Source organism: Nocardia sp. NPDC102475 (assembly GCF_055584605.1).
Map to the genome: position 1 here is coordinate 3,612 of NZ_JBVJLS010000028.1, position 25,164 is coordinate 28,775.

At 66.4% G+C, this 25,164-nt stretch carries 23 protein-coding genes; 14 read left to right on the forward strand and 9 right to left on the reverse strand.

The genetic code is table 11. From position 1 onward, the window contains the following. Positions 1 to 447: 447 nt before the first annotated feature. Positions 448 to 1,452: a hypothetical protein gene (locus tag ACZ60G_RS36270; protein ID WP_465816072.1), complete on the reverse strand. Its 1,005-nt coding sequence runs from the start codon at positions 1,450 to 1,452 to the stop codon at positions 448 to 450. 86 nt (positions 1,453 to 1,538) lie between these two features. Continuing rightward, positions 1,539 to 2,012: a methylmalonyl-CoA epimerase gene (gene mce, locus ACZ60G_RS36275; RefSeq protein WP_465816074.1), complete on the reverse strand. Its 474-nt coding sequence runs from the start codon at positions 2,010 to 2,012 to the stop codon at positions 1,539 to 1,541. Between the two features lie 197 nt (positions 2,013 to 2,209). Here mce and ACZ60G_RS36280 point away from each other — a divergent pair, with 197 nt between their 5' ends. The 3 genes from ACZ60G_RS36280 to ACZ60G_RS36290 all read left to right on the forward strand — a co-directional run bounded on the left by ACZ60G_RS36280 (position 2,210) and on the right by ACZ60G_RS36290 (position 4,764). After that, positions 2,210 to 3,388, forward strand: coding sequence for an acetyl-CoA C-acetyltransferase (locus tag ACZ60G_RS36280; RefSeq protein WP_465816076.1), 1,179 nt, complete (start codon positions 2,210 to 2,212; stop codon positions 3,386 to 3,388). Between the two features lie 88 nt (positions 3,389 to 3,476). Further along, complete coding sequence (locus ACZ60G_RS36285) at positions 3,477 to 3,854, forward strand: DUF3817 domain-containing protein (RefSeq protein ID WP_465816077.1); 378 nt, start codon at positions 3,477 to 3,479, stop codon at positions 3,852 to 3,854. Positions 3,855 to 3,915: 61 nt separating this feature from the next. Beyond that, the gene (locus tag ACZ60G_RS36290; RefSeq protein WP_465816206.1) at positions 3,916 to 4,764 is read left to right on the forward strand and encodes a tetratricopeptide repeat protein; all 849 of its coding nucleotides are present in this window, start codon (positions 3,916 to 3,918) and stop codon (positions 4,762 to 4,764) included. 423 nt (positions 4,765 to 5,187) lie between these two features. On the opposite strand, the gene glgB is transcribed toward ACZ60G_RS36290, so the two are convergent. Genes glgB through ACZ60G_RS36305 form a run of 3 tightly spaced genes read right to left on the reverse strand, consistent with a single transcriptional unit; the run spans position 5,188 to position 10,024 of the window. After that, entirely contained in the window at positions 5,188 to 7,344 is a 2,157-nt protein-coding gene (gene glgB, locus ACZ60G_RS36295; RefSeq protein ID WP_465816079.1) for a 1,4-alpha-glucan branching protein GlgB, read from the reverse strand. Further along, positions 7,341 to 9,344 carry an alpha-1,4-glucan--maltose-1-phosphate maltosyltransferase gene (locus ACZ60G_RS36300; protein WP_465816081.1) on the reverse strand — a complete coding sequence of 668 codons (2,004 nt, stop codon included), beginning with the start codon at positions 9,342 to 9,344 and terminating at the stop codon, positions 7,341 to 7,343. The genes glgB and ACZ60G_RS36300 overlap by 4 nt, the downstream gene beginning before the upstream one ends. A gap of 38 nt (positions 9,345 to 9,382) precedes the next feature. Then, entirely contained in the window at positions 9,383 to 10,024 is a 642-nt protein-coding gene (locus ACZ60G_RS36305) for a LysE family translocator (protein ID WP_465816083.1), read from the reverse strand. Positions 10,025 to 10,214: 190 nt separating this feature from the next. Between ACZ60G_RS36305 and glgP the strand changes: the two genes are divergently transcribed. From glgP to ACZ60G_RS36320, 3 genes are all read left to right on the forward strand, one after another. Continuing rightward, positions 10,215 to 12,785: an alpha-glucan family phosphorylase gene (glgP, locus tag ACZ60G_RS36310; protein WP_465816085.1), complete on the forward strand. Its 2,571-nt coding sequence runs from the start codon at positions 10,215 to 10,217 to the stop codon at positions 12,783 to 12,785. Positions 12,786 to 13,050: 265 nt separating this feature from the next. Then, the gene (locus tag ACZ60G_RS36315; RefSeq protein ID WP_465816087.1) at positions 13,051 to 14,412 is read left to right on the forward strand and encodes an NCS2 family permease; all 1,362 of its coding nucleotides are present in this window, start codon (positions 13,051 to 13,053) and stop codon (positions 14,410 to 14,412) included. A 111-nt stretch (positions 14,413 to 14,523) separates the two neighbouring features. After that, the gene (locus tag ACZ60G_RS36320; protein ID WP_465816089.1) at positions 14,524 to 15,069 is read left to right on the forward strand and encodes a DoxX family protein; all 546 of its coding nucleotides are present in this window, start codon (positions 14,524 to 14,526) and stop codon (positions 15,067 to 15,069) included. Positions 15,070 to 15,079: 10 nt separating this feature from the next. Here the strand turns inward: ACZ60G_RS36320 and ACZ60G_RS36325 are convergent, their stop codons facing one another. The 3 genes from ACZ60G_RS36325 to ACZ60G_RS36335 form a co-directional block, all read right to left on the reverse strand. After that, positions 15,080 to 15,790, reverse strand: coding sequence for a methyltransferase domain-containing protein (locus ACZ60G_RS36325; RefSeq protein WP_465816091.1), 711 nt, complete (start codon positions 15,788 to 15,790; stop codon positions 15,080 to 15,082). A 193-nt stretch (positions 15,791 to 15,983) separates the two neighbouring features. Beyond that, positions 15,984 to 18,029 (reverse strand): ATP-dependent DNA helicase, encoded by a 2,046-nt coding sequence (locus ACZ60G_RS36330; RefSeq protein ID WP_465816092.1) that lies wholly within the window; start codon positions 18,027 to 18,029, stop codon positions 15,984 to 15,986. A gap of 124 nt (positions 18,030 to 18,153) precedes the next feature. Next, positions 18,154 to 18,720 carry a nicotinamidase gene (locus ACZ60G_RS36335; RefSeq protein WP_063044710.1) on the reverse strand — a complete coding sequence of 189 codons (567 nt, stop codon included), beginning with the start codon at positions 18,718 to 18,720 and terminating at the stop codon, positions 18,154 to 18,156. A gap of 116 nt (positions 18,721 to 18,836) precedes the next feature. Here ACZ60G_RS36335 and ACZ60G_RS36340 point away from each other — a divergent pair, with 116 nt between their 5' ends. After that, the gene (locus ACZ60G_RS36340) at positions 18,837 to 19,100 is read left to right on the forward strand and encodes a hypothetical protein (RefSeq protein WP_465816094.1); all 264 of its coding nucleotides are present in this window, start codon (positions 18,837 to 18,839) and stop codon (positions 19,098 to 19,100) included. Here the strand turns inward: ACZ60G_RS36340 and ACZ60G_RS36345 are convergent. Continuing rightward, complete coding sequence (locus tag ACZ60G_RS36345; RefSeq protein WP_465816208.1) at positions 19,030 to 20,325, reverse strand: nicotinate phosphoribosyltransferase; 1,296 nt, start codon at positions 20,323 to 20,325, stop codon at positions 19,030 to 19,032. The genes ACZ60G_RS36340 and ACZ60G_RS36345 overlap by 71 nt on opposite strands. 120 nt (positions 20,326 to 20,445) lie before the next feature. Here ACZ60G_RS36345 and clpS point away from each other — a divergent pair, with 120 nt between their 5' ends. The 7 genes from clpS to ACZ60G_RS36380 all read left to right on the forward strand — a co-directional run bounded on the left by clpS (position 20,446) and on the right by ACZ60G_RS36380 (position 25,132). Beyond that, entirely contained in the window at positions 20,446 to 20,766 is a 321-nt protein-coding gene (gene clpS / locus ACZ60G_RS36350; RefSeq protein ID WP_040687186.1) for an ATP-dependent Clp protease adapter ClpS, read from the forward strand. Positions 20,767 to 20,789: 23 nt separating this feature from the next. Continuing rightward, positions 20,790 to 21,359, forward strand: coding sequence for an oxidative stress transcriptional regulator AosR (aosR, locus tag ACZ60G_RS36355; RefSeq protein WP_397055376.1), 570 nt, complete (start codon positions 20,790 to 20,792; stop codon positions 21,357 to 21,359). Between the two features lie 15 nt (positions 21,360 to 21,374). Beyond that, positions 21,375 to 22,451 (forward strand): P1 family peptidase, encoded by a 1,077-nt coding sequence (locus ACZ60G_RS36360; protein WP_465816097.1) that lies wholly within the window; start codon positions 21,375 to 21,377, stop codon positions 22,449 to 22,451. A 174-nt stretch (positions 22,452 to 22,625) separates the two neighbouring features. Then, entirely contained in the window at positions 22,626 to 23,048 is a 423-nt protein-coding gene (locus tag ACZ60G_RS36365) for a M67 family metallopeptidase (protein WP_465816098.1), read from the forward strand. A 33-nt stretch (positions 23,049 to 23,081) separates the two neighbouring features. Continuing rightward, a complete protein-coding gene (locus ACZ60G_RS36370) occupies positions 23,082 to 23,354 on the forward strand; it encodes a MoaD/ThiS family protein (protein WP_465816100.1) in 273 nt (90 codons plus the stop codon). A gap of 8 nt (positions 23,355 to 23,362) precedes the next feature. Beyond that, positions 23,363 to 24,325: a PLP-dependent cysteine synthase family protein gene (locus tag ACZ60G_RS36375; RefSeq protein WP_465816102.1), complete on the forward strand. Its 963-nt coding sequence runs from the start codon at positions 23,363 to 23,365 to the stop codon at positions 24,323 to 24,325. A 90-nt stretch (positions 24,326 to 24,415) separates the two neighbouring features. Continuing rightward, on the forward strand, positions 24,416 to 25,132 hold the full coding sequence (locus tag ACZ60G_RS36380; RefSeq protein WP_465816103.1) for a rhomboid family intramembrane serine protease: 717 nt from the start codon (positions 24,416 to 24,418) through the stop codon (positions 25,130 to 25,132). Positions 25,133 to 25,164: the final 32 nt, after the last annotated feature.

Below are 25,164 nucleotides of genomic sequence, written 5' to 3' on the forward strand. Positions count from 1 at the left end.
GGCCACATGTGTCCACATCGGAAGCCTGGACGCGGAACCCGGTCGTCAGACGGCCGGAGAGATTCCGGTGGGTCTGTGGATCTCCTTGGGGCTGAGCATCTCCGGAAGGGCGGACGTTGTCGTACCGTGCACGGCATTGCTGGTGGCCACATGTGTCCACATCGGAAGCCTGGACGCGGAACCCGGTCGTCAGACGGCCGGAGAGATTCCGGTGGGTCTGTGGATCTCCTTGGGGCTGAGGATCTCTGGGGGCCAGGGGCTGCAAACCCGAATACTCCAGGGGTGCTGGGTGTCTCGGTGGGGCGGAATGTAGTTGTGGCGGTGTATGTCCCATAGCGGGGGCGGTGTCCGGCTACTCGGGACATTAGGAAGGCCGCCCCGGTGTGGGGCGGCCTTGGTGTGAATTCGGTTGGGGTGTTGCGTTTGTCGCCGCTCAGCCCGCCGTCGTCAGTTGGTGATTTCGGCGTTCTCGCGCTCGTCGGCGTCGATGTCGTCTTCATCGGCCGAGACCTCGGGGATGGCCTTGGTGCGCGAACCGCCGGTGACCGACTTGGTGCCACCGCCGATGGACTTGCGCTGGTCCGGAACCCCGTCCAGCAGTTCGCTTTCCCGGTTGACGGCCGCGAGCATGGCGGGCACCGAGTCGAGCTGGCCGCGAATACCGAGCAGCTGGGCGAGCACCCGGCCGCGCAGCACGCGCATCTCCTCGGCGAGTTCCTTGGCGTGCGCGATCTTGCGCTCGGAGGTCTGCGTGGCGGAGGTGATGAGGCGGTTGGACTCGTCGGTCGCGTCCTTGATCCGCTGAGCGGCCTCGGCGCGGCTGGTGGCCTCGAGCTCCTCCATGGCGCGGGTGAGCTTGGTGCGACGCTCCGCCATGGTGGCCTCGAAGTCCTGCTGGGTCGCCTTGCGCTTGGCATCGGCTTCCTTGCCGAGGCGGTCGGCCTCGGCCTGAGCGGCCTCGATGATCTTGGCAGACTCGGTACGCGCATTCGCCAGGGTCTGCTCGAATTCGATTTCGAGCGCCTCGCGCTTCTCCTTGGTCTCGGCGAGCAGCGATTCGTACTTACCACGCATTTCGGTGGCTTGCTGCTCGGCGATCGACACCATTTCCGCCGCCTCGGCCTGCGCGAGCGCGCGGACCTCGGACGCCTCGTCGGAAGCCAGGCGCAGCATCCGAGAGATGCGGTCGGACATGCCTTCCGCAGTGGTCGGCGGAACCGAAAGGCGATCGACTTCCTTACGGAGCTCGTCGATCTCGTCCCGCGCGTCCTCCAGCTGGCTGGCGAGGTTACGGGCTTGCGCCGCAGCGGCATCCCGATCTGTGGCGGTGACCCTTAACTCGGCATCGAAACGGTCGAAGTAGTTGCGTACCTCGTCTTGCGCATAACCCTTGCGCACAACGGTGAAGGGCAGTGCAACGAAGCGATTGCGATCGGACTCAGGTGACGACATGGCACACAAACTACAGCCTACTTGCACCTCATGGTGACTCGACCGCGAATGTGATGCGGACGAGTTTTTCAGGCCCGATCTTGATACTAGTGCGTAACATTCGCGTTCGGTTCGACCAACTCGATCAGCACACCGCCAGCATCCTTCGGATGAATGAAATTGATGCGCGAATCGGCGGTTCCGTGACGCGGGGCGTCGTACAGCAAACGCAGACCTCGATCACGAAGATACATGGAGACGGCCTCGATATCGGTAACTCGATAGGCGAGTTGCTGCAGGCCCGGTCCGCTGCGGTCGATGAACTTGGCGATGGTGGAGTCCGTGTTGAGTGGCGCCAGCAACTGCAGGGCAGTCGCGCCGTCCGGTGCGCCGGGCAATGACAGCATCGCCTCGTGCACACCTTGGGCCTCGTTCACCTCCCGATGGGTCTCGATCATGCCGAGATTGTCGGCATACCAGGCAATTGCGGCATCCAGGTCGGGTACCGCGATGCCCACGTGGTCGACGGCGATGACGTAGTCGCCGGGGATGAAGTTCGACGGGTCGATAACGTTGCTCACCCTTCGAACGTAGCGCCTGATCTGACACACCCGGCCGGAGGTCGTCATTAGTCCCTTGCGCTTGCCCGAGCGTAGGCGAGGGCGCCGCGTACCTGATAGGGGGTGTTCGAGCAGCACAAGCTACCGTGGGGTACAGAGGTTGACGTCGCGGGTGCTCGGTGCGCGACGCTGTTCGATCAATGAATGCGAGGCTCGTCGTGACCACAACCGTGATCGTTTCCGGTGCGCGTACCCCGGTCGGTCGGCTGCTCGGGGGTCTGAAGGACTTCACCGGTTCCGACCTGGGCGGTTTCGCCATCAAGGCGGCGCTGGAGAGGGGTGGCGTCGCGCCGGAGCAGGTCGACTACGTGATCATGGGCCAGGTGCTCACCGCGGGTGCGGGGCAGATCCCGGCCCGGCAGGCTGCGGTCGCCGCGGGCATCCCGATGGATGTACCCGCGCTGACGGTGAACAAGGTGTGCCTGTCCGGTATCAATGCGATCGCGCTGGCGGATCAGCTGATTCGCGCCGGCGAGTACGAGATCGTCGTCGCGGGCGGTCAGGAATCCATGAGCCAGGCCCCGCATCTGCTCGAAAAGAGCAGGGAGGGTTACAAATACGGCGATGTGACGCTGCGTGACAGCATGGCCTACGACGGTCTGCACGATATCTTCACCGACCAGCCGATGGGTGCGCTGACCGAACAGCGCAACGACGCCGAGCCGGTCAGCCGCGAGGATCAGGACGCGTTCGCGGCGGCCTCGCATCAGCGTGCGGCGGCGGCGTGGAAAAACGGCGTCTTCGATGACGAGGTGGTCCCGGTGTCGGTGCCGCAGCGCAAGGGCGATCCGATCGTGGTGAGCACCGACGAGGGCATCCGCGCGGACACCACCGTCGAATCGCTGGCCAAGCTGCGCCCCGCTTTCCGCAAGGACGGCAGCATCACCGCGGGCACCGCCTCGCAGATCTCCGACGGCGCGGCCGCGGTGGTTGTGATGAGCAAGGAGAAGGCGCAGTCGCTGGGCCTGAGCTGGATCGCCGAGATCGGCGCCGCGGGCGTGGTGGCCGGTCCGGATTCGACGCTGCAGGATCAGCCCGCCAATGCGATCGCCAAGGCCTGTGCGCGCGAAGGTATTTCGCCCGCCGAGCTGGATCTGGTCGAGATCAACGAGGCGTTCGCGGCGGTCGGCATCGCGTCCACCCGCAAGCTGGGCATCGATCCGGAGAAGGTGAACGTCAACGGTGGCGCGATCGCCATCGGTCACCCGCTCGGCATGTCCGGTGCGCGCATCCTGCTGCATCTGGCGCTGGAGCTGAAGCGGCGCGGTGGCGGTATCGGCGCTGCCGCGCTGTGCGGTGGCGGCGGTCAGGGTGACGCGCTGATCATCAAGGTGTAATTCCAGGCTCCGCCGGCCCGGATATACCGGGTCGGCGGAGTTCAGGTGTGACCGGTTCAACTACGACCCGTCGTAGCAGTCCGGCACAATGGTGGCCATGGGCAATTTCTTCGACTTGAGCACCGTGGCCAAGCGGTTCCGCTTCATCGCCGTGCTGGAGGCGATCTCCTGGGTTTTCCTGATCGTCGGCATGGTGTTCAAGCGCCTCCCCGAACCGGCGCTGTGGCCGGTCAAGGTGTTCGGGATGACGCACGGCATCATTTTCGTCCTTTTCGTCATCACCGCGATCCTCGCGGCCCGCGAGCTGGCCTGGAACACCAAGACCACGGTGCTCGCGTTGCTGTCGAGCATTCCGCCGTTCTTCACGGTGCTGTTCGAGGTGTGGGCGGTGCGTGCGGGCAAGCTCGGTGAGCTGAGCGACGTGACTTCCGTCGACTCCGGAGCGCCGGCCTCGGTCACGCCGTGACAAACTGGAAACCGTGACTCGACCCGCTGCCCGCCGCCCTTCGCCAGCCGTCGCCGCCGCCATGTCCGGTGCGGTGGATCTGTCCAGCCTGAAGCAGCCCCCGGCCGGTGCGTCGGGTGCGGGAGGCGGCGGCGATTACGCCGTCTCCGAGGCGGATTTCGAAACGAAGGTGCTGCGCCGGTCCACCCAGGTGCCGGTGGTCGTCGCGCTGTATTCGCAGCGCAGCCCGGGCAGCGTCGAGCTGGTCCGGACGCTGGAGCGGCTCGTCCAGGAGGACGCGGGCGCGTGGGATCTGGCGACGGTCGAGGCCGAGGCCAATATGCGGATCGCCCAGGCCTTCGGTGTGAAGGGCATTCCGACGGTGATCGCGGTGGCGGGTGGTCGCCCGCTCGCGGATTTCGAGGGCGCTCAGCCGGAGCCGCAGGTCCGGCAGTGGTTGAGCGCGGTCGTCGAGGCGGTCGGCGGGCAGCTCGAGGGTGGTGAGCAGCCCCAGGCCGTAGAGGACCCGCGTTTCACCGCCGCAGAGGCCGCGCTCGAGCGCGGCGACATGGCTGGCGCTGAAGCGGCCTATGAGGCCATCATCGCCGCGGAGCCGGGAAATGAAGAGGCAAAGAACGCACTGCGTCAGGTGCGCTTCCTGTCCCGTGCCCAGACTGTTTCGGATTCCGCGATCGCCACTGCCGATGCCGATCCGGCCAATGTCGACGCGGCCCTTGATGCCGCCGATGTGGAGCTGATGAGCCAGCAGCCGGAGGCCTCGTTCGACCGGTTGATCGCCGTGATCAAGAAGACGGCAGGCGATGATCGCACCAAGGCGCGCACCCGGCTGCTCGAACTGTTCGAATTGTTCGACCCGGCAGAGCCTTTCGTGGTCGCTGCCCGCCGCAAGCTGGCTGCCGCGCTGTACTGACTCCGGCTGCCGCGGCGCGCATGGCATCGGCGGATAGCCTGCACTGATTGAATCGCCAGGCACTATCCGCCGATCGCAGCGGTGCGGTCGGTTGCCGGGCGGTCATCTGCAACGCACCGGCGCGGCTGAGCGCCGAGCGCTGCGGGACTGGCGCGGCTGAGCGCCGAGCGCTGCGGGACTGGCGCCGCTGAGCGCTGCGGGTGGCTTGCGGCTCTCCCTACTGTGTGGTGCCCAATGACTCTGGTGCGGGCTGGATCGCGGGTGTTCGGAGCTAGCGCCATGGTGGCCGAGGGCCGGGCTTAGCGCCGCGGTTTTGCCTGCGCGACTCACCCGGGTGGCCTGCTCAACCTAGCGTGTTGTGGCTTATGTCTTTGGGGCCGTAGCCGGGCTGCGCGGTGGCGCTCGCCCTGCCCGCGTGGTGGCTTATGTCTCCGGCGCGAGCCAGATCGCGGTATTCGGCGCGAGCGCCACGGTGGCCGAAGCCGGTCGACCGTGCCATGGCTCATCGGTCGCTTTGACACCGCCCAGGTTTCCGATGCCGGAGCCGCCGTATTCGGCGGCGTCGGTATTGAGGATTTCGCGCCAGGTGCCTGCGCTCGGCAGGCCGACGCGGTATTCGCCGTGCACCGAGCCGGAGAAATTGAAAACGCAGGCGATCACCGAACCGTCGGAACCGTAGCGCAGGAAGGCGATCACATTGTTTTCGCGATCGTCGGCCTGCACCCAGGAGTAGCCGCCGGGGCTGGTGTCCTGACTCCACAGCGCGGGATGGCCGCGGTAGACCGCGTTCAGATCCCGGACGGCGGCCGTAATGCCCTGGTGCAGTGGGTTTTCCAGTTCATGCCAGTCCAGGCCGCGGTCGTGTGACCATTCCCGGAACTGGCCGAAGTCCTGGCCCATGAACAGCAATTGCTTACCGGGATGCGACCACATGTAGGCCAGCAGTGCGCGCACGCCCGCCGCCTTGGCGAAATCGTCGCCGGGCATTCTGGTCCAGAGGGTGCCCTTGCCGTGCACGACCTCGTCGTGGCTGATGGGCAGCACATAGTTCTCGCTCCAGGCGTACACCAGCGAGAAGGTGATCTCGTTGTGGTGCCAGGAGCGGTGGATCGGATCGCGCCCCAAATAGCCCAGGGTGTCGTGCATCCAGCCCATATTCCATTTCATGGTGAAGCCGAGGCCGCCGACATCGGCGCCGCGGGTGACACCGGGCCAGGTGGTGGATTCCTCGGCGATGGTGACGACGCCGGGATGGCGGCGGTGCACGGTTTCGTTGAGGTCCTGCAGGAAGTCGACGGCCTCCAGGTTCTCCCGGCCGCCGTGCACATTGGGTTCCCATTCGCCGTCGGCGCGTGAGTAATCCAGGTACAGCATGGAGGCGACCGCGTCGACGCGCAGTCCGTCGATATGGAATTCCTCGATCCAGTACCGCGCGTTGGCGACCAGGAAGTTGCGCACCTCGTTGCGGCCGAAGTCGAAAATGTAGGTGCCCCAGTCGAGTTGCTCGCCGCGGCGCGGGTCGGCGTGCTCGTAGAGCGCGGTGCCGTCGAAGCGCGCGAGCGCCCATTCGTCGCGAGGGAAGTGCGCGGGCACCCAGTCGAGCAGTACGCCGATGCCTGCCGCATGCATGCGGTCAATAAAGGCGCGGAAATCGTCGGGGGAGCCGAAGCGGGCGGTGGGTGCGTAGTACGACGTGACCTGGTAGCCCCAGGAACCGCCGAACGGGTGCTCGGCGATCGGCAGCAGTTCGATATGGGTGAATCCGGCCGCGCGCACGTAATCGGCGAGCTGATCTGCCAATTCGCGGTAGCCCAGGCCGGGACGCCAGGAGCCCAAATGTACTTCGTAGACGCTCATCGGGGCGCGAGTGGCGTCGGTGCGTCCGCGGGTCGAAACCCAATCGCCGTCGGACCACACATAATTGCTTTCGGTGACCACGGATGCCGTCGCGGGCGGCAGCTCCGTCGCGAACGCCAGCGGATCGGCGTGATCCACGGTGCGTCCGTCCGCGCCGTGCACCCGGAACTTGTACTTGGTGCCGACGCCGACCCCCGGTACGAAGACCTCCCATACCCCGGAGGACCCGAGCGAACGCATCGGTGCGGTACTCCCGCTCCACCCGTCGAAATCCCCGATCACGGTGACACCCCGGGCATTCGGTGCCCAGACGGCGAACGAGGTCCCGTCCACCTCGCCGTCGAGGGTGGTGTAGTGACGCGGGTGCGCGCCGAGCACATCCCACAGGTGTTCGTGGCGGCCCTCGCCGATGAGATGCAGGTCCAGCTCGCCGACGGTGGGCAGGAAGCGGTAGCCGTCCGCGCTGACGATCGTCTGTCCGCCTTGGTAATTGGTGACGATGCGGTAATCCATCAGGTCCGGATGCGGTACGACACCGGCGAAAATGCCGTGCCCCAATGACTTCAGCGGATGGTCGACGCCGCCGACCCGGGCGAACACGGTATCGGCATGCGGGCGCAGCACCCGCACGATAGTGCCGTCTGGATGCGGGTGCGCGCCGAGCACGGTATGCGGATCAGTATGGGTGCCCGCCGCGAGCAACATCAGATCGCGACGCTTCATCGAAATGTCCTCCGGAACGCCAGTTCCGCGCGCGCCTGCTGCGATACTGCGGGCAGCGTGAGAATGTGCGCGACCGCGCCGGCCGGATCCAGCCGCACGTAATTGGTCTGCGCCCAGTGGTATTCCTCGCCGCTGACCTCGTCGAACACCACCGGATGGTCGTGCCATTCGCGGCCGATGGCGGGCAGATCGAGCGAGATCATGCCCCATTCGGCGCCATAGGGATTCAGATTCACCACGACCAGCACCGCGTCACCGCTGACCGGATCGATCTTCGAATAGGCCAGTAGTGCGTCGTTGTCGACGTGATGGAAGTGGATGCAGCGCAACTGCTGCAGCGCCGGATGCGCGCGCCGGATCTCGTTGAGCCGAGTGATCCACGGCTCCAATGATTCTCCGCGCGAGAGCGCCTCGGCGAACGGGCGCGGGCGCAACTCGTATTTCTCCGAATCCAGGTATTCCTCGCTGCCCGGACGGACCGCCTGATGCTCGAAGAGTTCGAATCCGGAGTAGACACCCCAGGTCGGGGCCATGGTCGCGGCCAGCACCGCGCGGATGGCGAACATGCCGGGCCCACCCTGCTGCAGGCTCTCGTGCAGGATGTCGGGGGTGTTGACGAACAGGTTCGGTCTGGCCTCGTCGGCCTTGGCGGCCAGTTCGTTGCCGAATTCGGTCAGCTCCCATTTGGCAACGCGCCAGGTGAAATACGTGTAGGACTGGCTGAATCCGCGGCGGGCCAGACCATAGAGCCGGGCCGGTCGGGTGAACGCCTCGGACAGGAAGATCACATCGGGATCGGTGCGTCGCACCGTCGCGATCAGCCATTCCCAGAAGTCGGCGGGCTTGGTGTGCGGGTTGTCGACGCGGAAGATCTTGACGCCCAAGCCGATCCAGTGCCGGACTACCCGCAGCACCTCCGCGTACAGCCCGTCCGGATCGTTGTCGAAGTTGACCGGGTAGATGTCCTGATACTTCTTCGGTGGATTCTCGGCGTAGGCGATGGTGCCGTCCGGGAGCGTGGTGAACCACTCCGGGTGCGCGGCGACCCACGGATGATCCGGTGCACACTGCAATGCCAGGTCGAGCGCGACTTCGAGGCCGAGTTCGGTTGCGGTGGTGACGAATTCGGTGAAGTCGGCGGTGGTGCCGAGTTCGGGATGGATCGCGTCGTGCCCGCCATCCTTCGATCCGATCGCCCACGGGGAGCCGACGTCACCGGGATCGGCGGCGAGCGCGTTATTGCGGCCCTTGCGGTTGATCTCGCCGACCGGGTGGATCGGCGGCAGATAGACGACATCGAAGCCCATGCCCGCGATGCGCGGCAATTCCTTTGCGGCGGTGGCGAAATTGCCGTGGATCGGGTTGCCCGTGGCATCACGGCCGCCGGTCGAGCGCGGGAAGAACTCGTACCACGAGCCGTACAGTGCGCGTTGACGTTCCACCAGCACCGAGTGCTGTGGGCCGCGAGTGACCATGTCCCGCAATGGCGTATCGCGCAGGATCTCCGCGACCTCCGCGCTGAAGGCGGGGGCGACCCGGGCGGGCAGCTGTTCGCCGGCGCGCAATGCCGTCGCGGCGGCGCGCAAGCGCTCGAACTGCTTCTTGGGCACCGCCTGCGCGGCGCGTTCGAACAGCCGGGCACCGAGCTCCAGGTCGTTGGCGAGGTCGGCGGCGCTCTGCCCGACGGCGAGCTTGGCCTCTACCGCCGCCCGCCAGGTGGCGATCGGATCGCTCCAGCCCTCGATGCGGTAGGTCCACGCGCCGGGCATGTTCGGTACGAAGGTGGCATTGAAGACATCCGGCTCATAGTCCGGCGTCATGCGAATGCGGGTGATCCGCGTCGAGCCGGGGCCGCGCACCGTCAGCGTGGCGGAGACGGCGTCGTGCCCCTCGCGCCAGACCACGGTTCGCACCGGAAACACCTCGCCGACCACGGCCTTGGCCGAACGACCGCCGGGTATCGAAGGGGCGGTGTCATCGATGGCGATGCGGCCGGTCACGTCGACCAACCTACCGGGTGCGGGTCGGGTAGACGGGATCAGCGTGCGTCGGCCGCAAGACCGAGACCGAGTGCGACCAAGATCGCGCCGAGCGCGCGCTCCACCCGCTGCCGGATTCCGCTTCGCCGCAGCCAGGTCCCCGCGCGGTCCGCCGCCAGCACGATGCCGATGCACCAGGCGGTATCGATGACCAGCTGGATACCGGCCAGGATCAGCACGGTCGGCAGCACCGGCCCGCTCGACGGCAGGAACTGCGGCAGGATCGTCAGGCCGAAGACGGCCGCCTTCGGATTCGCCGCGATCGAGATCAGCGAGGCGCGGAACGCCGAACCGGGGGTGCGGCCGGTGGGCAGCAGCTCGGTCATCCTGCTGCCGAATTCGTCCGCGCCGCGCGCGCCGCGCCAGGCCTGCACACCGAGCCAGATCAACACCAGCGCCCCGATGACGTGCACCGCCGTATTCATGAACCGGTTCGCGACCAGCAGCACAGACAGACCTGCGCCACCGGCGAGCGTCCAGCCGAACACCCCGATCTCGTTCCCGGCCACCGCCGCCAGCCCGGCCGCGCGACCGTCGCGCACTGCGCGCTGGAGGAACAGCGCCGTCGCCGGTCCGGGTAGTGCGGCCAGAATGAGGCAGGCCAGCAGGAACTGGGGGAGCACATCGATCCAGTGCGGCATCAGCCGATGCTCTCATTCACCCAGGTTCGCCGCGAGTGATATTCCGGTGCGATTCAGTAGCGGCGGCGGGCAGTTCCTGTGGTTCGTCGCGTCTGGTCCGGTTGCTCGGTCGCAGGCCAGCGGCGGCCTCGATGGGTCCCGTGGCCCGCTGGAGCCACCAGGTACTGCGGCATTGGGTAGGGTTCGATTGGTGAAGGCACTCCGTCGTTTCACCGTCCGTGCCCATCTGCCCGAGCGTTTGGCGGCCCTGGGCGAACTTTCCACGAATCTGCGCTGGTCGTGGCATTGGCCTACCCAGGATCTGTTCGCGGAGCTCGATCCCGAACTGTGGCGCGAGCTCGGCCACGATCCGGTGCGCATGCTGGGCGAGGTGCCCGCGGCGCGGCTGGACGAACTCGCCGCCGATGCGGACTACGTCGGGCGAGTGGATGCTGCCGCCGCGGATCTGCGCGACTATCTGACGCGGCCGGGCTGGTTCCAGCGACAGACCGATGAGCCGGTGCGCGGCATCGCCTATTTTTCGATGGAGTTCGGCGTCACCGAGGTCCTGCCGAACTATTCGGGCGGCCTCGGGATTCTCGCCGGTGATCATCTGAAGTCCGCATCGGATCTGGGACTGCCGCTGATCGGCGTCGGATTGCTCTACCGCTCCGGCTATTTCCGGCAGTCGCTGACCGCGGACGGCTGGCAGTCCGAGCACTATCCGGCGCTGGATCCGCAGGGGCTGCCGTTGCGGCTGCTGACCACCGAAGGTTCGCCGGTGTTGGTCCACGTGGCCATGCCCGATCAGCGGGTGCTGCGGGCGCGGGTGTGGATCGCGCAGGTCGGGCGGGTGCCATTGCTGCTGCTGGATTCCGATATCGCCGAGAACGATCCGGAACTGCGCGCGGTGACCGACCGGCTCTACGGCGGTGATCAGGACCATCGGATCAAGCAGGAGATCCTGGCCGGTATCGGTGGCGTGCGGGCGGTGCGCGCCTATACGCGCGCCGCGGGTGTGCCGGATCCCGATGTGTTCCATATGAACGAGGGGCACGCCGGATTCCTCGGCGTCGAGCGGATCCGTGAACTCGTCTCGGCCGGACTGGATTTCGACACCGCGCTGACTGCGGTGCGGGCCGCCACCGTGTTCACCACGCACACGCCGGTGCCCGCCGGTATCGACCGGTTCCCGATGCCGTTGGTGCGCAGATACTTCGGCGGTGGCCACGGGGAATCCGAATCCGCCATGCTGCCAAGGCTTTCCGTCGACCGGATCGTCGCGCTCGGTCGCGAAGCCGATCCGTCCGTATTCAACATGGCGCATATGGGCTTGCGACTCGCCCAACGCGCCAACGGCGTTTCCAAATTGCACGGCGAGGTGAGCCGCGCCATGTTCGCGCCCCTGTGGCCCGGCTTCGACGCGACCGACGTGCCGATCGGTTCGGTAACCAATGGTGTGCACGCACCGACCTGGGCGGCGCGCGAATGGTTCGACAAGGCACGCGAGCACATCGGTCCCGAGTTGGTCGAGGAGGCGCGTGGCTGGGAGAAGCTGCGCGATTTCGACCTGGGTGAATTGTGGTCGACCCGGAATGCTCTGCGCGCCACCCTCGTTGCCGAGGTGCGCCGACGGGTTCGCGCGTCCTGGTTGGAGCGCGGCGCGGCTTCGGCTGAATTGGGGTGGGTCGATAGCGTTTTCGATCCGAATGTGTTGACCGTCGGTTTCGCGCGCCGGGTGCCGACCTACAAGCGGTTGACACTGATGCTGCGCGATCCGCAGCGCTTGCGTGCGCTGCTACTGAATCCCGATCGGCCGATGCAACTGGTCGTCGCGGGTAAGAGTCATCCCGCCGACGATGGCGGCAAGGCGCTGATTCAGCAGGTCGTTCGGTTCGCCGACGATCCGGAAGTGCGTCATCGCATCGTCTTCCTGCCCGATTACGACATGTCGATGGCCCGCTACCTGTACTGGGGTTGCGATGTCTGGCTGAACAATCCGCTGCGTCCGCTGGAGGCCTGCGGCACCTCCGGTATGAAGTCCGCACTGAACGGCGGGCTCAACCTCTCCATCCGCGACGGCTGGTGGGACGAGATGTACGACGGCGAAAACGGTTGGGCCATACCGACCGCCGACGGCGTCTCCGATGAACACCGCCGCGACGACCTCGAGGCCGCCGCCCTCTACGACCTGTTCGAACGCACCGTCGCACCGCGCTTCTACGATCGCGACGGCTCCGATATGCCGGTGCGCTGGGTCGAGATGGTGCGTCACACCCTGCAAACGCTCGGTCCGAAGGTGCTGGCCTCCCGCATGGTTCGCGACTATGCCGTCGAGTACTACGCCCCCGCCGCATCCGCCGGTAAACGCGTGAGCGCCGACGAATTCGCCGGTGCCCGAGCGGTTTCGGAGTATCGCCGCCGGGTCGAGGCCGCCTGGCCCTCGGTCAAGATCATCCAGGTCGACAGCGCGGGCCTGCCCGACACCCCGATCATCGGCGCCGAACTCTCGCTCGCCGCCCGCATCGACCTCGCCGGCCTCACCCCCGCCGACGTCACGGTGCAGGCGGTACTCGGCCGAGTCTCACCGACCGACGACCTCTCCGACACCAACACCTTCCCGATGACCCACACCGGATCCGACTCCGGTGTAGACCTTTTCACCGTCGAAACCCCGGTCCCCCTGTCCGGTGCAGTCGGTTACACGGTCCGGGTCCTGCCCCACAACGAACTACTCGCCAGCGACGCCGAACTGGGTTTGGTAATCGCCCCGAACGGCTGATGCCGAATCCGGGATCTACTCGGAGCTCAGTTGGACCAGGCCCTTGGGGTCCCAGGGCAACGGTGGCTGGGGAACGGTTCGACCTTGCCGCCGAACCGCAGGTGTGCGGTGCCTTCGAAATTGCCTAGATCAATCTGTCTGAGATGGCTACCGTGACGCTGCTCACGAAAACCTATACCTGCTGATGGGCCGGGTTCTCGAGTGCAGTGAATTGTCGGCTACCGTGCCCTGGCACCCCTGTACTCGTTTTTCGACTGGAGAGCTCATGGTCACCGACGTTCTGACGCGAACCCGAGGACGCCTCGACGCGTACTTCGGCATCAGTTCGAACGGTTCGACCATGAAGCGTGAGCTGATGGCCGGAACCATCACCTTCCTCGCCATGTCCTATGTGCTCGCCGTGAATCCGTCGGTGCTCGGCGACGAGGGCGCGCTCGGTGCCAAGGGCATTCCCATGCAGGCGGTCTTCACCGCGACGGCCGTCGCCGCGGTCTTCGGCACGCTGGTCATGGGGGTGTGGGCCAGATATCCGATCGCACTCGCGCCAGGCATGGGCCTGAATGCCTTCTTCGCCTATTCGGTGGTGCTCGGGATGGGGATCCCGTGGCAGGTGGCGCTGTCGGGGACCTTGCTGTCCGGGGTGATCTTCTTCGTACTCGCGCTCACCAAGGTGCGCGAACGCATCCTCAATGCGATTCCGATGCAGATGAAGCTGGCCGTCGGCGCGGGCATCGGCATGTTCGTCGCATTCCTCGGTCTGAAGAACGCGGGCATCGTGGTCAATAGCGAGGCCACTCTCGTCACTCTCGGCGACTTCACCAAGGGGACCACGCTGCTCGCGCTGTTCGGTCTCGTGATGACCGTGGTGTTCCTGGTCATCGGCTGGCACGGCGCGGTGCTCTACGGCATCGTGCTCACCGCCATTGTGGGCGTCATCGGCGGTCTGGTCGATCTGCCCAACGGTGTCGTCGCGATGCCGAAGGGGCTCGAACACACCTTCGGTCAGGCCATCATCCATCTGCCCGATGCGTTCACCGGGCAGATGGCCGTCGTCGTTCTCACCATGCTCTTCGTCGACTTCTTCGACTGCTCCGGCACCCTTATCGGCGTCGCCAACCAGGCCGGATTGCTCGACAAGGACGGCAAACTGCCGCGCGCGGCAAGTGCGCTGGCCGCGGACTCGGTGGGCACCATGGCCGGCGCGGTCATCGGCACATCGACCACCACCGCCTATGTCGAATCGACGGCGGGCGTCTCAGCGGGTGGCCGGACCGGAATGACCGCCGTGACCACGGCGGGCTGGTTCCTGATCGCCATGTTCTGCTATCCGATATTCGCGGTGGTCGCCGGTTCGGCGGCCATCACCGCGCCCGCGCTGATCGTGGTCGGCGTGCTCATGTCCCGCGCGCTCGGCGAGATCGATTGGAATCGGCTGGAGTACTCGATTCCGGCCTTCATCACCGTCGTCATGATGCCGCTGACCTACTCGATCGCCAATGGACTGGCGATGGGCATGCTGTTCTATCCGATCGTCATGGTCGCGAAGGGGCGCGTCAAAGAGGTGCATCCGGCGATGTGGGCGCTGATGGTGATGTTCCTCGGATATTTCTTCTTCCTCGCGGAGTAGGCCTCGCCTATCGCGCGGTTGGGCTGAACTGTGGGATAATCGGACCGCAGTCCGATTCATTGCCGAGGCTAAAGAGCCATTGTTCATACCGATGCGCGGATGAGGACCAGCATGACTTCCAACGGCACACTCGAACGCCCCACCCATCCGAGTGGCGCGACTCTCGACAACTCCGCCGCCGATATCGGCCTCCTGGTGCTGCGCGTCGTCTTCGGCGGCCTGCTCGCGGCGCACGGCTCACAGAAACTGTTCGGCTGGTTCAGTGGCCCGGGTTGGCGCGGCAACGCCGCCTCCTTCGATTCCATGGGCTACAACCCCGGAAAACTGTTCGGTACCCTCGCCGGACTCAGCGAATTCACCGGCGGCATCCTGCTGCTGCTCGGCCTGCTGACGCCGCTGGCCTCGGCCATCGTGCTCGGCACCATGATCAATGCGATCAATGCCACCTGGGGTGGCGGTCTGCTTACCGGAAAGGGCTACGAAATGCCCTTGCTGTTCGCCACCGTCGGCGCGGTCGTCGCATTCACCGGGCCCGGCAAGTTCTCGCTCGACCACGGGCGCCCGTGGCAGCGTCGGGGCTTTGTCTGGGGCGTGGCGGCGATCGTGGTGGCCGTGATCGCGGCCGTCGTCACATTGATCCTCAAGTGGACGCTCTGATCTGTCGTTTTCACGTTTCGTCGCGGTTCGAGTGCAGGACCAGAACCGTGGTCGCCCCGCGGTGGAACTCGTACGCGGTTTCCCGGAGCGACGAGCGGATTCCCTTGTCGTGCAGTTCTTTTCGCAGATGTGCGACCAGGTCGTCTTGGCGTGCTCCGGTGTGATCGACCAGTGGATACAGGCGCGTCTCGCCTGCGGATGCTCGGGAGAGTTCGAGCAGGGACGCCAGATGGAAATCCGGATCGAGGCGGTCGGCGTAGGTGAAGAGCAGATGTGAGCTCAGGACCAGATCGAAACTGTTGTCGGGGAAGGGCAGCGACGGCAGTAGAGCCGCGACGTACCGATCGCGATGCGCGGTGAGGTCGGCGCCGAAGCGGGCCGCCGCGGCCAGGCGTATCGCTCGGTGCTGTTGCGGATCGCCGTAGAAGTCCCACCGATATCGATCCAGATGTGCTGTTGCCCAAATGTTTCCGCGATCGGTTTCGGAGACGGCGAGGGTGCGCAGTCGCTCCGCGGGTTGGGCGTAGATCGGATCCGCCGCGATGACCGTGGCCCCGAGTTCACTCGCCTCCGCGGTGAAACTTGCTGCGCCGCCTGGACAGTCGAGTATGCGTCCGCTGAGGTCGGCTTCGGTGAGTGCGAAGATCGCACGGTATTCGGCCAAAGATCTTGCGCTGATCAAGAATTCGCCGAGGGTGTCGATATCTGGCTGGTGCGTCATTGGGAAACGGTCTCACGGGTGGACCGGCGGTGACAGGGATTCGTGGTGTCCCCGCGCCGCGTGCAGGGCTTGGCGCGGGGACTCGCCGATACATCCGATGTGGGAATTGGGGTTCCACCGAAGTATCGGTTCTCAACTTACTTCTGTCTGGAAATATTGAAATGCTTTGTGAGTGGTCTCACAGTTCACCAGCTCAGGCGCTTGCGGCGGTCAGCCGACGCAGTGCTTTGGCGACGACTTCTGGATCGGAGGTCTCCCAGTACGGCGGCAGTGAGGCCCGCAGATAGCCGCCATAGCGTGCGGTCGCCAAACGGGAATCCAGGATCGCCACGACGCCCCGGTCATCGACGCTGCGCAAGAGCCTGCCGGTGCCCTGGGCCAGCAGCAGCGCGGCGTGATTGGCCGCGACCGTCATGAAACCGTTGCCGCCACGCGACTCGACGGCCCGCTGTCGCGCGGTCAGCAGCGGATCGTCGGGGCGCGGGAACGGGATCCGATCCAGGATCACCAGACTCAGCGACGGACCAGGCACATCGACGCCCTGCCACAGCGACAGCGTGCCGAATAGGGACGTCTCGGGGTCGTCGGCGAACTTGCGCACCAGCGCGCCGGTTGCGTCGTCCCCTTGACACAAAACGGGCGTATTCAGCCGCTCGCGCAGCGCGTCGGTGGCCGCGCGTGCGGCGCGCATCGAGGAGAACAGCCCGAGCGTGCGCCCGCCCGCAGCGCCGATCAGCCGCTCGATTTCGTCGAGGTAGGCCGGTGCCAGACCGTCTCGGCCGGGCGCGGGCAGATGCTTCGCGACGTACAGGATGCCGGATTTGGCATGGTCGAACGGCGAGCCGACGTCGAGCGAACTCCAGCGCACGGTCTCCGCGTCCGAGGGCGCCTGCGCGCCGTTGGCGGTTGCGGTATCGCTGCGGTTGGCCGATTGTGCGGGCAGGCCCCAGGTGATGGCGAGTCCGTCGAAGGAGCCGCCGATCTGCAGGGTGGCCGAGGTCAGCACGACGGTGGCGGTGCCGAAAAGTCTGCTGCGCAGTAGTCCGCCCACCGACAGCGGCGCCATCCGCAGCGTGCGCCGGGTGACGCCGCGGATCTCGTCGGCGGCGAGCCAGATGACATCGTGGCGCTTGGCCGGATCGGATTCGTCGAAGGCGGTCAAGGCGCGTACCGCGCTGTCGTGCACCTCATCGATGGCGGCCAGCGCCTGGGTGCGGGCGGCGGCGCTCTCCGGATCGCCCTGTGCGGTGGTGCCGCCCTGTGGCGCGAGCGCGGTGCGGGCATTCCAGGCGGCATCGCGGACCAGTGCGAGCACCGGCGTGATGCCGTCGGGCAGTGCGTCCCAGCGGGCGGCGGGCAGTTCGTCGAGCACGGTGTGCCAGGCCTCCGCGGCCTCCTCGAGCCGGTCGACTTCCTGCTGGTCGATGAGTTTGGCGCAGCGCCGGGCCGCGGCACTGATCGCCGATGCGGCCAGTTCGGCGGTGGCGACGCCGGTGACCCGATCGACCAATTCGTGCGCCTCATCGATCACGACCACATCGTGTTCGGGCAGCACCTGGATGCCGCTGATCGCATCGATGGCGAGCAGAGCGTGATTGGTCACCACCACGTCGGCCTGCGCCGATTCCGCCCTGGCCAGTTCGGCGAAGCAGTCCTGGCCGAACGGGCAACGCGACTTGCCGAGGCACTCCCGCGACGACACGCTGACCTGTCGCCAGGCCCGATCGGTGACACCGGGCGCGAGCTCGTCCCGGTCGCCGGTTGCGGTATTCGAGGCCCATTCGTTGAGTCGCTGCACCTCGCGGCCCAACCGCGAGATGGCGAATGCGTCGAAGAGCTCCGCCTCCGCGGGCTCGTCCGGAATCACGCTATTGATCTTGTTCAGGCACAGATAGTTATTGCGCCCCTTGAGGATCGCGAATTTCGCCGCCCGGCCCAGCGGCTTGCTCAGCGCCTCGGCCAGTCGCGGCAGATCCCGGTCGACGAGCTGACGCTGCAGCGCGATCGTCGCGGTCGACACCACGACGGTCCGGCCGGTGCGCACCGCGTGACGCAGACTCGGCACGAGATACGCCAGCGACTTTCCGGTCCCGGTGCCCGCCTGCACGGCGAGGTGTTCCTTGGTATCGATGGCGTGATCCACCGCGGCCGCCATCGTCACCTGCCCGACGCGTTCCTTCCCGCCGAGCGCGCGCACAGCGGTGGCCAAAAGCTCGGGGACGGGCGGCAGTTCGGGCACGCGACGAGCCTACTGCTTGGGACCGACAACCGATCACCGCCCGATCGGATCCTCGTCCTGCTCCGCACACCTTCCACATGTGAGGCTGGCGTGTCTTGCGGCAGGTCGGGGCAGGCGGTCTGCGTCAGCGAACGACCGAGCCCTCGATGTCGACTCCGGCCGTGCGCATGCGGTCGAGTGCGGCGGCGGTCGTGTCGGGTGCGACGCCTGCGGTGAAGTCCAGCAGCACCCGGGTGTCGAAACCTTCGATACGGGCGTCCAGTGCGGTCGCGCGGACGCAGTGGTCGGTGGCGATGCCGACGATGTCGAGTTCATCGATGGCGCGCTCGCGCAGCCAGTCCGCGAGGCCGGTGCCGTCCTCGGTGGCGCCTTCGAAACCCGAATAGGCGGCGGAGTATTGGCCCTTGGAGAAGATCTCCTGGATCTGCTCGGTATTCAGGGCGGGGTGGAAATCCGCGCCGGAGGTGCCGACTCGGCAGTGCGGCGGCCAGGTGTCCACATAATCAGGATGTTCGGAGAAATGGCCGCCGGGATCGATGTGGTAGTCGCGGGTGGCGACGACCGCACTGTAATGCGCGGAGTTCAGGTAGCCGGTGATGCGCCGGGCGACCGTGGCCCCGCCGGTGACGGCCAGCGATCCGCCCTCGCAGAAATCGTTCTGCACGTCGACGATGATCAACGCTCGGTTCATGTCGACCTCACTTTCCCACGATCTGAGCACCGAGGCTGTAAACACTCGGCACCTGTCTGTGGATTACATTGTGCCGCCTGATCGATCGGGCGGGCTACGAACACCCGGAGGTCCACGTGAGCAGCACCGTCAGAATTTCGATCGCACTCTTCATCGGTTATACCGCCTATCTCGCCGTCGACTTTCTGTTCGGCAACCGACCCGACGAGGTCGTCGACTGGGTGCGGCTGGTGCTCAGGGGCGTCCTGATCGTGGTGGTAGCCGTCTCCATCGTGGAATGGGCGAACCGGCGCAACGCCGCAGCCCGGGTCAATTCACAAATGTCGTCGGAATCGCAGGTTCCCCAGCCGACAGTTTCAGGCCCTCCCACGGCAGGCTGACCAACCCGCGCGCCACCAACTTGCGACTGTCCGCGAGGGTGGGCAGCCCATCGACCGGTTCGCCACCGCGCACCAGCGGTGCCAGCAGCTCGCGAACCTCGAATCCGTTTGCGGCGGGTTGGTTTCCGGCGGCCGGGTAGACGATCTCCTCGACCAGGGTGCCGGTCCGGCGGGACAGTCGAATCGCCTTCTTGGTGCCGCCGCGCGACTCCTTGTGGCTGCTGCGTTTCGCGACCGGCAGCCCGTCCACCTCGACCAATTTGTAGACCATTCCGGCGGTAGGCGCCCCGGACCCGGTGACCAGCGACGTCCCGACCCCATAGGCGTCCACCGGTTCGGCGCGCAGTGCGGCGATCGCGTACTCGTCCAGATCGCCGGAGACCACGATGCGGGTCTTGGTCGCGCCGAGCCCGTCGAGTTGGTCGCGCACCTGCCTCGCCAGTACGCCGAGATCACCGGAATCGATACGCACACCGCCCAATTCGGGTCCGGCGATCTCGATTGCGGTCGCCACCCCCTGGGTGATGTCGAAGGTGTCGACCAACAGTGTGGTGCCGATGCCGAGCGCCTCGATCTGACCGCGGAACGCGGCGGCCTCGTGCGCACCGTCCGCGGCGCTGTGCAACAGGGTGAACGCATGCGCGCTGGTGCCTGCGCCGGGCACGCCGAAGCGGCGCACGGCCTCCAGATTGGAGGTGGCGTCGAAGCCTGCCAGATATGCCGCCCGTGAGCAGGACGGCGCCGCGAGCTCATGGGCGCGGCGCGAGCCCATTTCGATCATCCGGCGGCCATCGGCCGCGCTCACCATGCGGGCGGCGGCCGAGGCGATCGCGCTGTCGTGATTGAGGATCGACAGGGCGAGGGTCTCCAACAGGACGCATTCGGCGAAGCTGCCGCGCACCGAAAGAATCGGGGAGCCCGGGAAATACAGCTCGCCCTCCGGATAGCCGTCGATATCGCCGGTGAAGCGGTAGTCGCGCAGCCAATCGATGGTCTTCGAGTCGAGGAAACCGGCCGCGATCGCGAGCTCCGATTCCTCGAAACGGAAATGCGCCAGTGCGTCGACCAGTCGGCCGGTGCCCGCGACAACGCCGTAGCGGCGACCATTCGGCAAGCGCCTTGCGAACACCTCGAAGGTGCAGCGGCGGTGCGCCGAGCCGTCGCCGAGGGCGGCCGCGAGCATGGTCAGTTCGTACTGATCGGTCAGCAGTGCGGTGCTGCGCATGTCCACGCAAGCCACTGTAGACAGCCGTGGCGGGCATGATAGGCCGGTGCGGCCGGGGTGTCTGTCGATTCCCGGTGCGCGGGTGTTGTGTATCCGGAGTCGAGTCGTACCCTGAGTGTTATGGCCTTGTGCGAAGTGAACGCGACGCTGTCGGCGGCACAGGCGACTCCGGAGGCGGTCGAATACACCGAGATCCTGGAGGCCGAGGACCGTCCGTGGGTGACGGTCGTCTGGGATGATCCGGTCAACCTCATGCACTACGTCGCCTACATCTTCCAGAAGCTGTTCGGCTACAGCAAAGCGAAGGCGACCGAATTGATGCTCAAGGTGCACAACGAGGGCAAGGCAGTGGTGTCGTCGGGTTCGAGGGACAAGATGGAACAGGACGTGCGACGGCTGCACGCCGCGGGACTCTGGGCGACCATGCAGCGGGACGACTGACCGGTACGACTACCCTGACGTCAGTGCGTAAGTGGAGCCGGAAGAACTCGCTGAGCGGCCTCAAATTGCGATCCGAAATGGACGCGCGTGAGGCGAGCGTACTGCGGTCCCTGGTCGGCGCCGTTTCCGGCCTGCTGACCGAGCGGGCCGATTCCGCACCCGACGATGAGCTCGCCGAGCTCACCGGGCTGCGTAGCGGCAATACGACCCCGCCCGACGATCCCCGGCTGCACCGGCTGCTGCCGGATTTCCACCGGAGTGAACCGGGCTCTCCCGACGCCGATCGCGCCGATCTCAACAGCGCGCTGCGCGGCCTGCACGAGCCGGAGATCATCGATGCCAAATTGGCGGCCGGATCGGTAGTGCTGAAGACGGTGCCGACCGACGGCGGGAAGATCGTGCTGACGCCGGAGCAGGCCGACGCCTGGCTGACCGCGCTGACCGATGTGCGGCTGGCATTGGGCACGGTGCTCGGAATCGATGCCGAGACACCGGATCACCTGGAACCCGACGATCCGCGTGGGCCGCATCTGGATGTGTATCACTGGCTGACTTGGATGCAGGATTCCCTGCTGCAGGCCCTCGCGCCCTGACGGTCCGGTGTGATCGTGACGAGCAGCCAGGAGAATGTGCGAGCGGGACAGCGGAATTCGCTCACCGATGTGCCCAGCCTGCTGGTCGGGCACCATCATGTGCTCGATCCGGATGCGACGTTGGGTTCCGGCGCGGCGACCGGCTGCACCGTCGTGCGCGTACCCGGCGGTGCGGTCGCCGCGGTCGATGTGCGCGGCGGCGGACCGGGGACCAGGGAAACCGATCTGCTCGACCCGGGCAACACTGTGCGCCAAGTGAATTCGATCCTGCTCACCGGCGGTAGCGCCTACGGACTCGCGGCCGCGGACGGCGTAATGCGTTGGCTGGAGGAACATCACGAGGGCATACCGATGGATCCGGTCGACCCGAGCCGGGTGGTGCCTATCGTCCCCGCCGCGGTGATCTTCGATCTTCCGGTGGGGGACTGGCGAATTCGACCGACCGCCGACTTCGGTTTCTTGGCGGCCGAAGCCGCGGCGGACGAGTTCGAGCGCGGGTGCGTCGGCGCGGGCGTCGGTGCACGAGCCGGTTCGATCAAGGGCGGCGTGGGGACCGCGAGCGTCGTGCTCGGTGCGGGTGCCGCCGCGGGCGTCACGGTGGCGGCGCTGGTCGTCGCCAATCCGGTCGGCTCGGTCTTCGATCCGCGTACCGGCCTGCCATGGGGCGTCGGGACCGAAGGCCCCGACGTATTCGGCCTGTATCCCGCCACGCCCGAGCAACTGGCCGTGGCCAACGCCCTCCCGGTCAAGGGCACCGTTCTCAACACGACCATCGGTGTGGTCGCCACCGACGCACCGCTGGACCCCGCCAGTTGCCGGCGCATGGCCACCACCGCCCATGACGGGCTCGCCCGCGCCATCCGTCCCGCCCACTCGCCCCTCGACGGTGACACCCTCTTCGCACTGTCCACCGGCACCGCCGAAATCACCGCCGCACCGATGCCGCCCGCCTTCCCGTCCGACCTGCTGGTGCTGGATGAGGTCTGCACCGCGGCGGCGGTCTGCGTCGAGCGCGCCATCGTCGACGCCATCCTTTGCGCCCACTCCGTGGCAGGCATCCCTGCCTACTCGGACCTCTTCCCGCGCTTCTAGCGGGTTCCCATACCGGACATGCCGGGCGGAATCCGTGAAAGCGCGCGGGAGCGTTGGCAACAGCGCCGGGGAGGGTACCGGCCGACAGGCGGGTGGGAATAGCCGAATATTCTGGGTCGTTGTCGGGTGCGATATGTCGGCAGCGGATATGCCGAATGCGGAAGGGTTTGACTCGTGCTGGTGATCAGGACCGACCTGGTGGAGGCGATGGTGGCGCACGCGCGCGCCGATCACCCGGACGAGGCCTGCGGCGTCATCGCCGGTCCGGAGGGTTCGGATCGGCCGGAGCGGTTCGTCGCCATGGCCAATGCCGAGCGCTCGCCGACCTTCTACCGGTTCGATTCCGGTGAACAGCTGAAGGTGTGGCGGGCGATGGACGATGCCGACGAGACCCCGGTGGTGATCTACCACTCGCATACCGCCACCGAGGCCTATCCGAGCCGCACCGATATCTCCTATGCGTCCGAGCCGTTCGCGCATTACGTGTTGATCTCCACCCGCGATCCGGAGCAGCACGAGCTGCGCAGCTACCGGATCGTGGACGGTGAGGTCACCGAGGAGCCGGTCCGGATCGTCGATGCGTACGAGACCGTTTAGTACCCCAATGTTCGTCGAATTCGAGGAGTTCCCATGCCGGTAACCGTGTCCATCCCGACCATCATGCGTGGCCTTACCGGAGGCGAGAAGCGTGTCGACGCGCAGGGCTCGACCCTGTCCGCGCTGATCGACAACCTCGACGCCAACCATCCGGGCCTCGCGGAGCGGCTGCTCAAGGACGGCAAGCTGAACCGCTACGTCAACATCTACGTCGACGACGAAGATGTGCGCTTCGCGGGCGGCCTCGCCGCGGAGGTGCCCGAGGGCGCGAGCGTCACTATCCTGCCCGCCGTCGCCGGAGGCTGATCGACCCCGTGGCGCGCTACGAATCGCTGATCGCGACCCTCGGCAACACTCCGCTGGTCGGGCTGCGCAATCTGTCCCCGCAGTGGGACGGTGACCACCCGGTGCGGCTGTGGGCCAAACTCGAGGACCGCAACCCGACCGGTTCCATCAAGGACCGGCCTGCCCTGCGGATGATCGAACAGGCCGAGGCCGACGGACTGCTGACACCCGGCTGTACGATCCTGGAGCCGACCAGCGGAAATACCGGAATTTCGCTGGCCATGGCGGCCAAACTCAAGGGCTACCGGCTGGTCTGCGTGATGCCGGAGAACACCTCGGTCGAACGCCGTCAGCTGCTGACCATGTTCGGTGCGGAGATCATCGATTCCCCGGCCGCGGGCGGTTCGAATCAGGCGGTCGCGCTGGCCAAGCAGATCGCGGTGGAGAATCCGGACTGGGTGATGCTGTACCAGTACGGCAATCCGGCCAATGCCTTGGCGCACTATGAGACCACCGGCCCGGAGATCCTCGCCGATCTGCCCGAGATCACGCATTTCGTCGCGGGCCTCGGGACAACCGGCACGCTCATGGGGACCGGCCGCTTCCTGCGCGAGAAGGTGCCCGGCATCGAAATCGTCGCGGCCGAACCCCGCTACGGCGAACTCGTGTACGGACTGCGCAATATCGATGAGGGCTTCATTCCCGAGCTCTACGACGAGTCGGTGCTGACCACGCGCTTTTCGGTCGGTCCCTTCGATGCGGTGAAGCGCACGCGCGAGCTGGTATTGGAAGAGGGCATTTTCGCGGGCATTTCGACCGGCGCGATTCTGCATGCGGCGCTCGGTGTCGCGCGCAAATGCGTGCGGGCGGGCACGCGGGCGGATATCGCCTTCGTGGTTGCCGACGGCGGGTGGAAGTACCTGTCCACCGGCGCGTACGACGGGACTCTGGAAGAGGCCGAGGAACGCCTCGACGGCCAGCTCTGGGCCTGAGTTCATCGGCCGCTGGGTCGCGATATGGCCCGGTACCCTCGAAGGAGCGGGCCCTCGCGCGCTGAGGACTCGCTCCACGAGGAGGTTGCGATGACCGGCGGTTCGGGAATCGGTTCGTCGTTCGATCCGGAGCGGATCGCCGCACTACGCGCCCAACTGGGGCAACCGAGCGTGTCGACTCCCGGTACGCCCGCCGAACCGGATAGCTTCGCCCCGGTCAAACAGCTCTGGTTGCGCGCGGGCATCATCATCACCGCATTCGTCGCACTGCTCTACGGCGTCGAAGGTGTCGACGAGCTCGACCACAATCAACTCGATTACAACGGCATCGAACCGCGCGAGGCGGACGGCCTGTGGGGCATTCTCTGGGCACCGGTCCTGCACCACGGCTGGGACCACCTGTTCGCCAATACACTTCCGGTTATCGTCCTCGGCTTCATCACCCTGCTCGCGGGCATCGGGCGCGGACTCGCCGCCACCGCGATCATCTGGATCGTGGCCGGAGTCGGCGTCTGGCTCACCGGCGCGACCGGATCGGTGCACCTCGGCGCGTCGTCGCTGATCTTCGGCTGGCTGACCTTCCTGATCTCGCGGGGCTTGTTCGCCCGCAATCTGGTGCAGATCGGCATCGGCCTGGTTGTACTGGCGATTTACGGGTCGGTGCTATGGGGTGTGCTGCCCGGACAGCCCGGAATCTCTTGGCAGGGGCATCTTTTCGGGGCAATGGGTGGAGTGCTGGCCGGCTGGGTACTCTCTGGTGATGAACGTCGACACCGTCGCGGGGATCGAGCCGGAGTCAATGCGTAGCCGCGGTAATCGCGCGGCGCGCAGCGGAATGT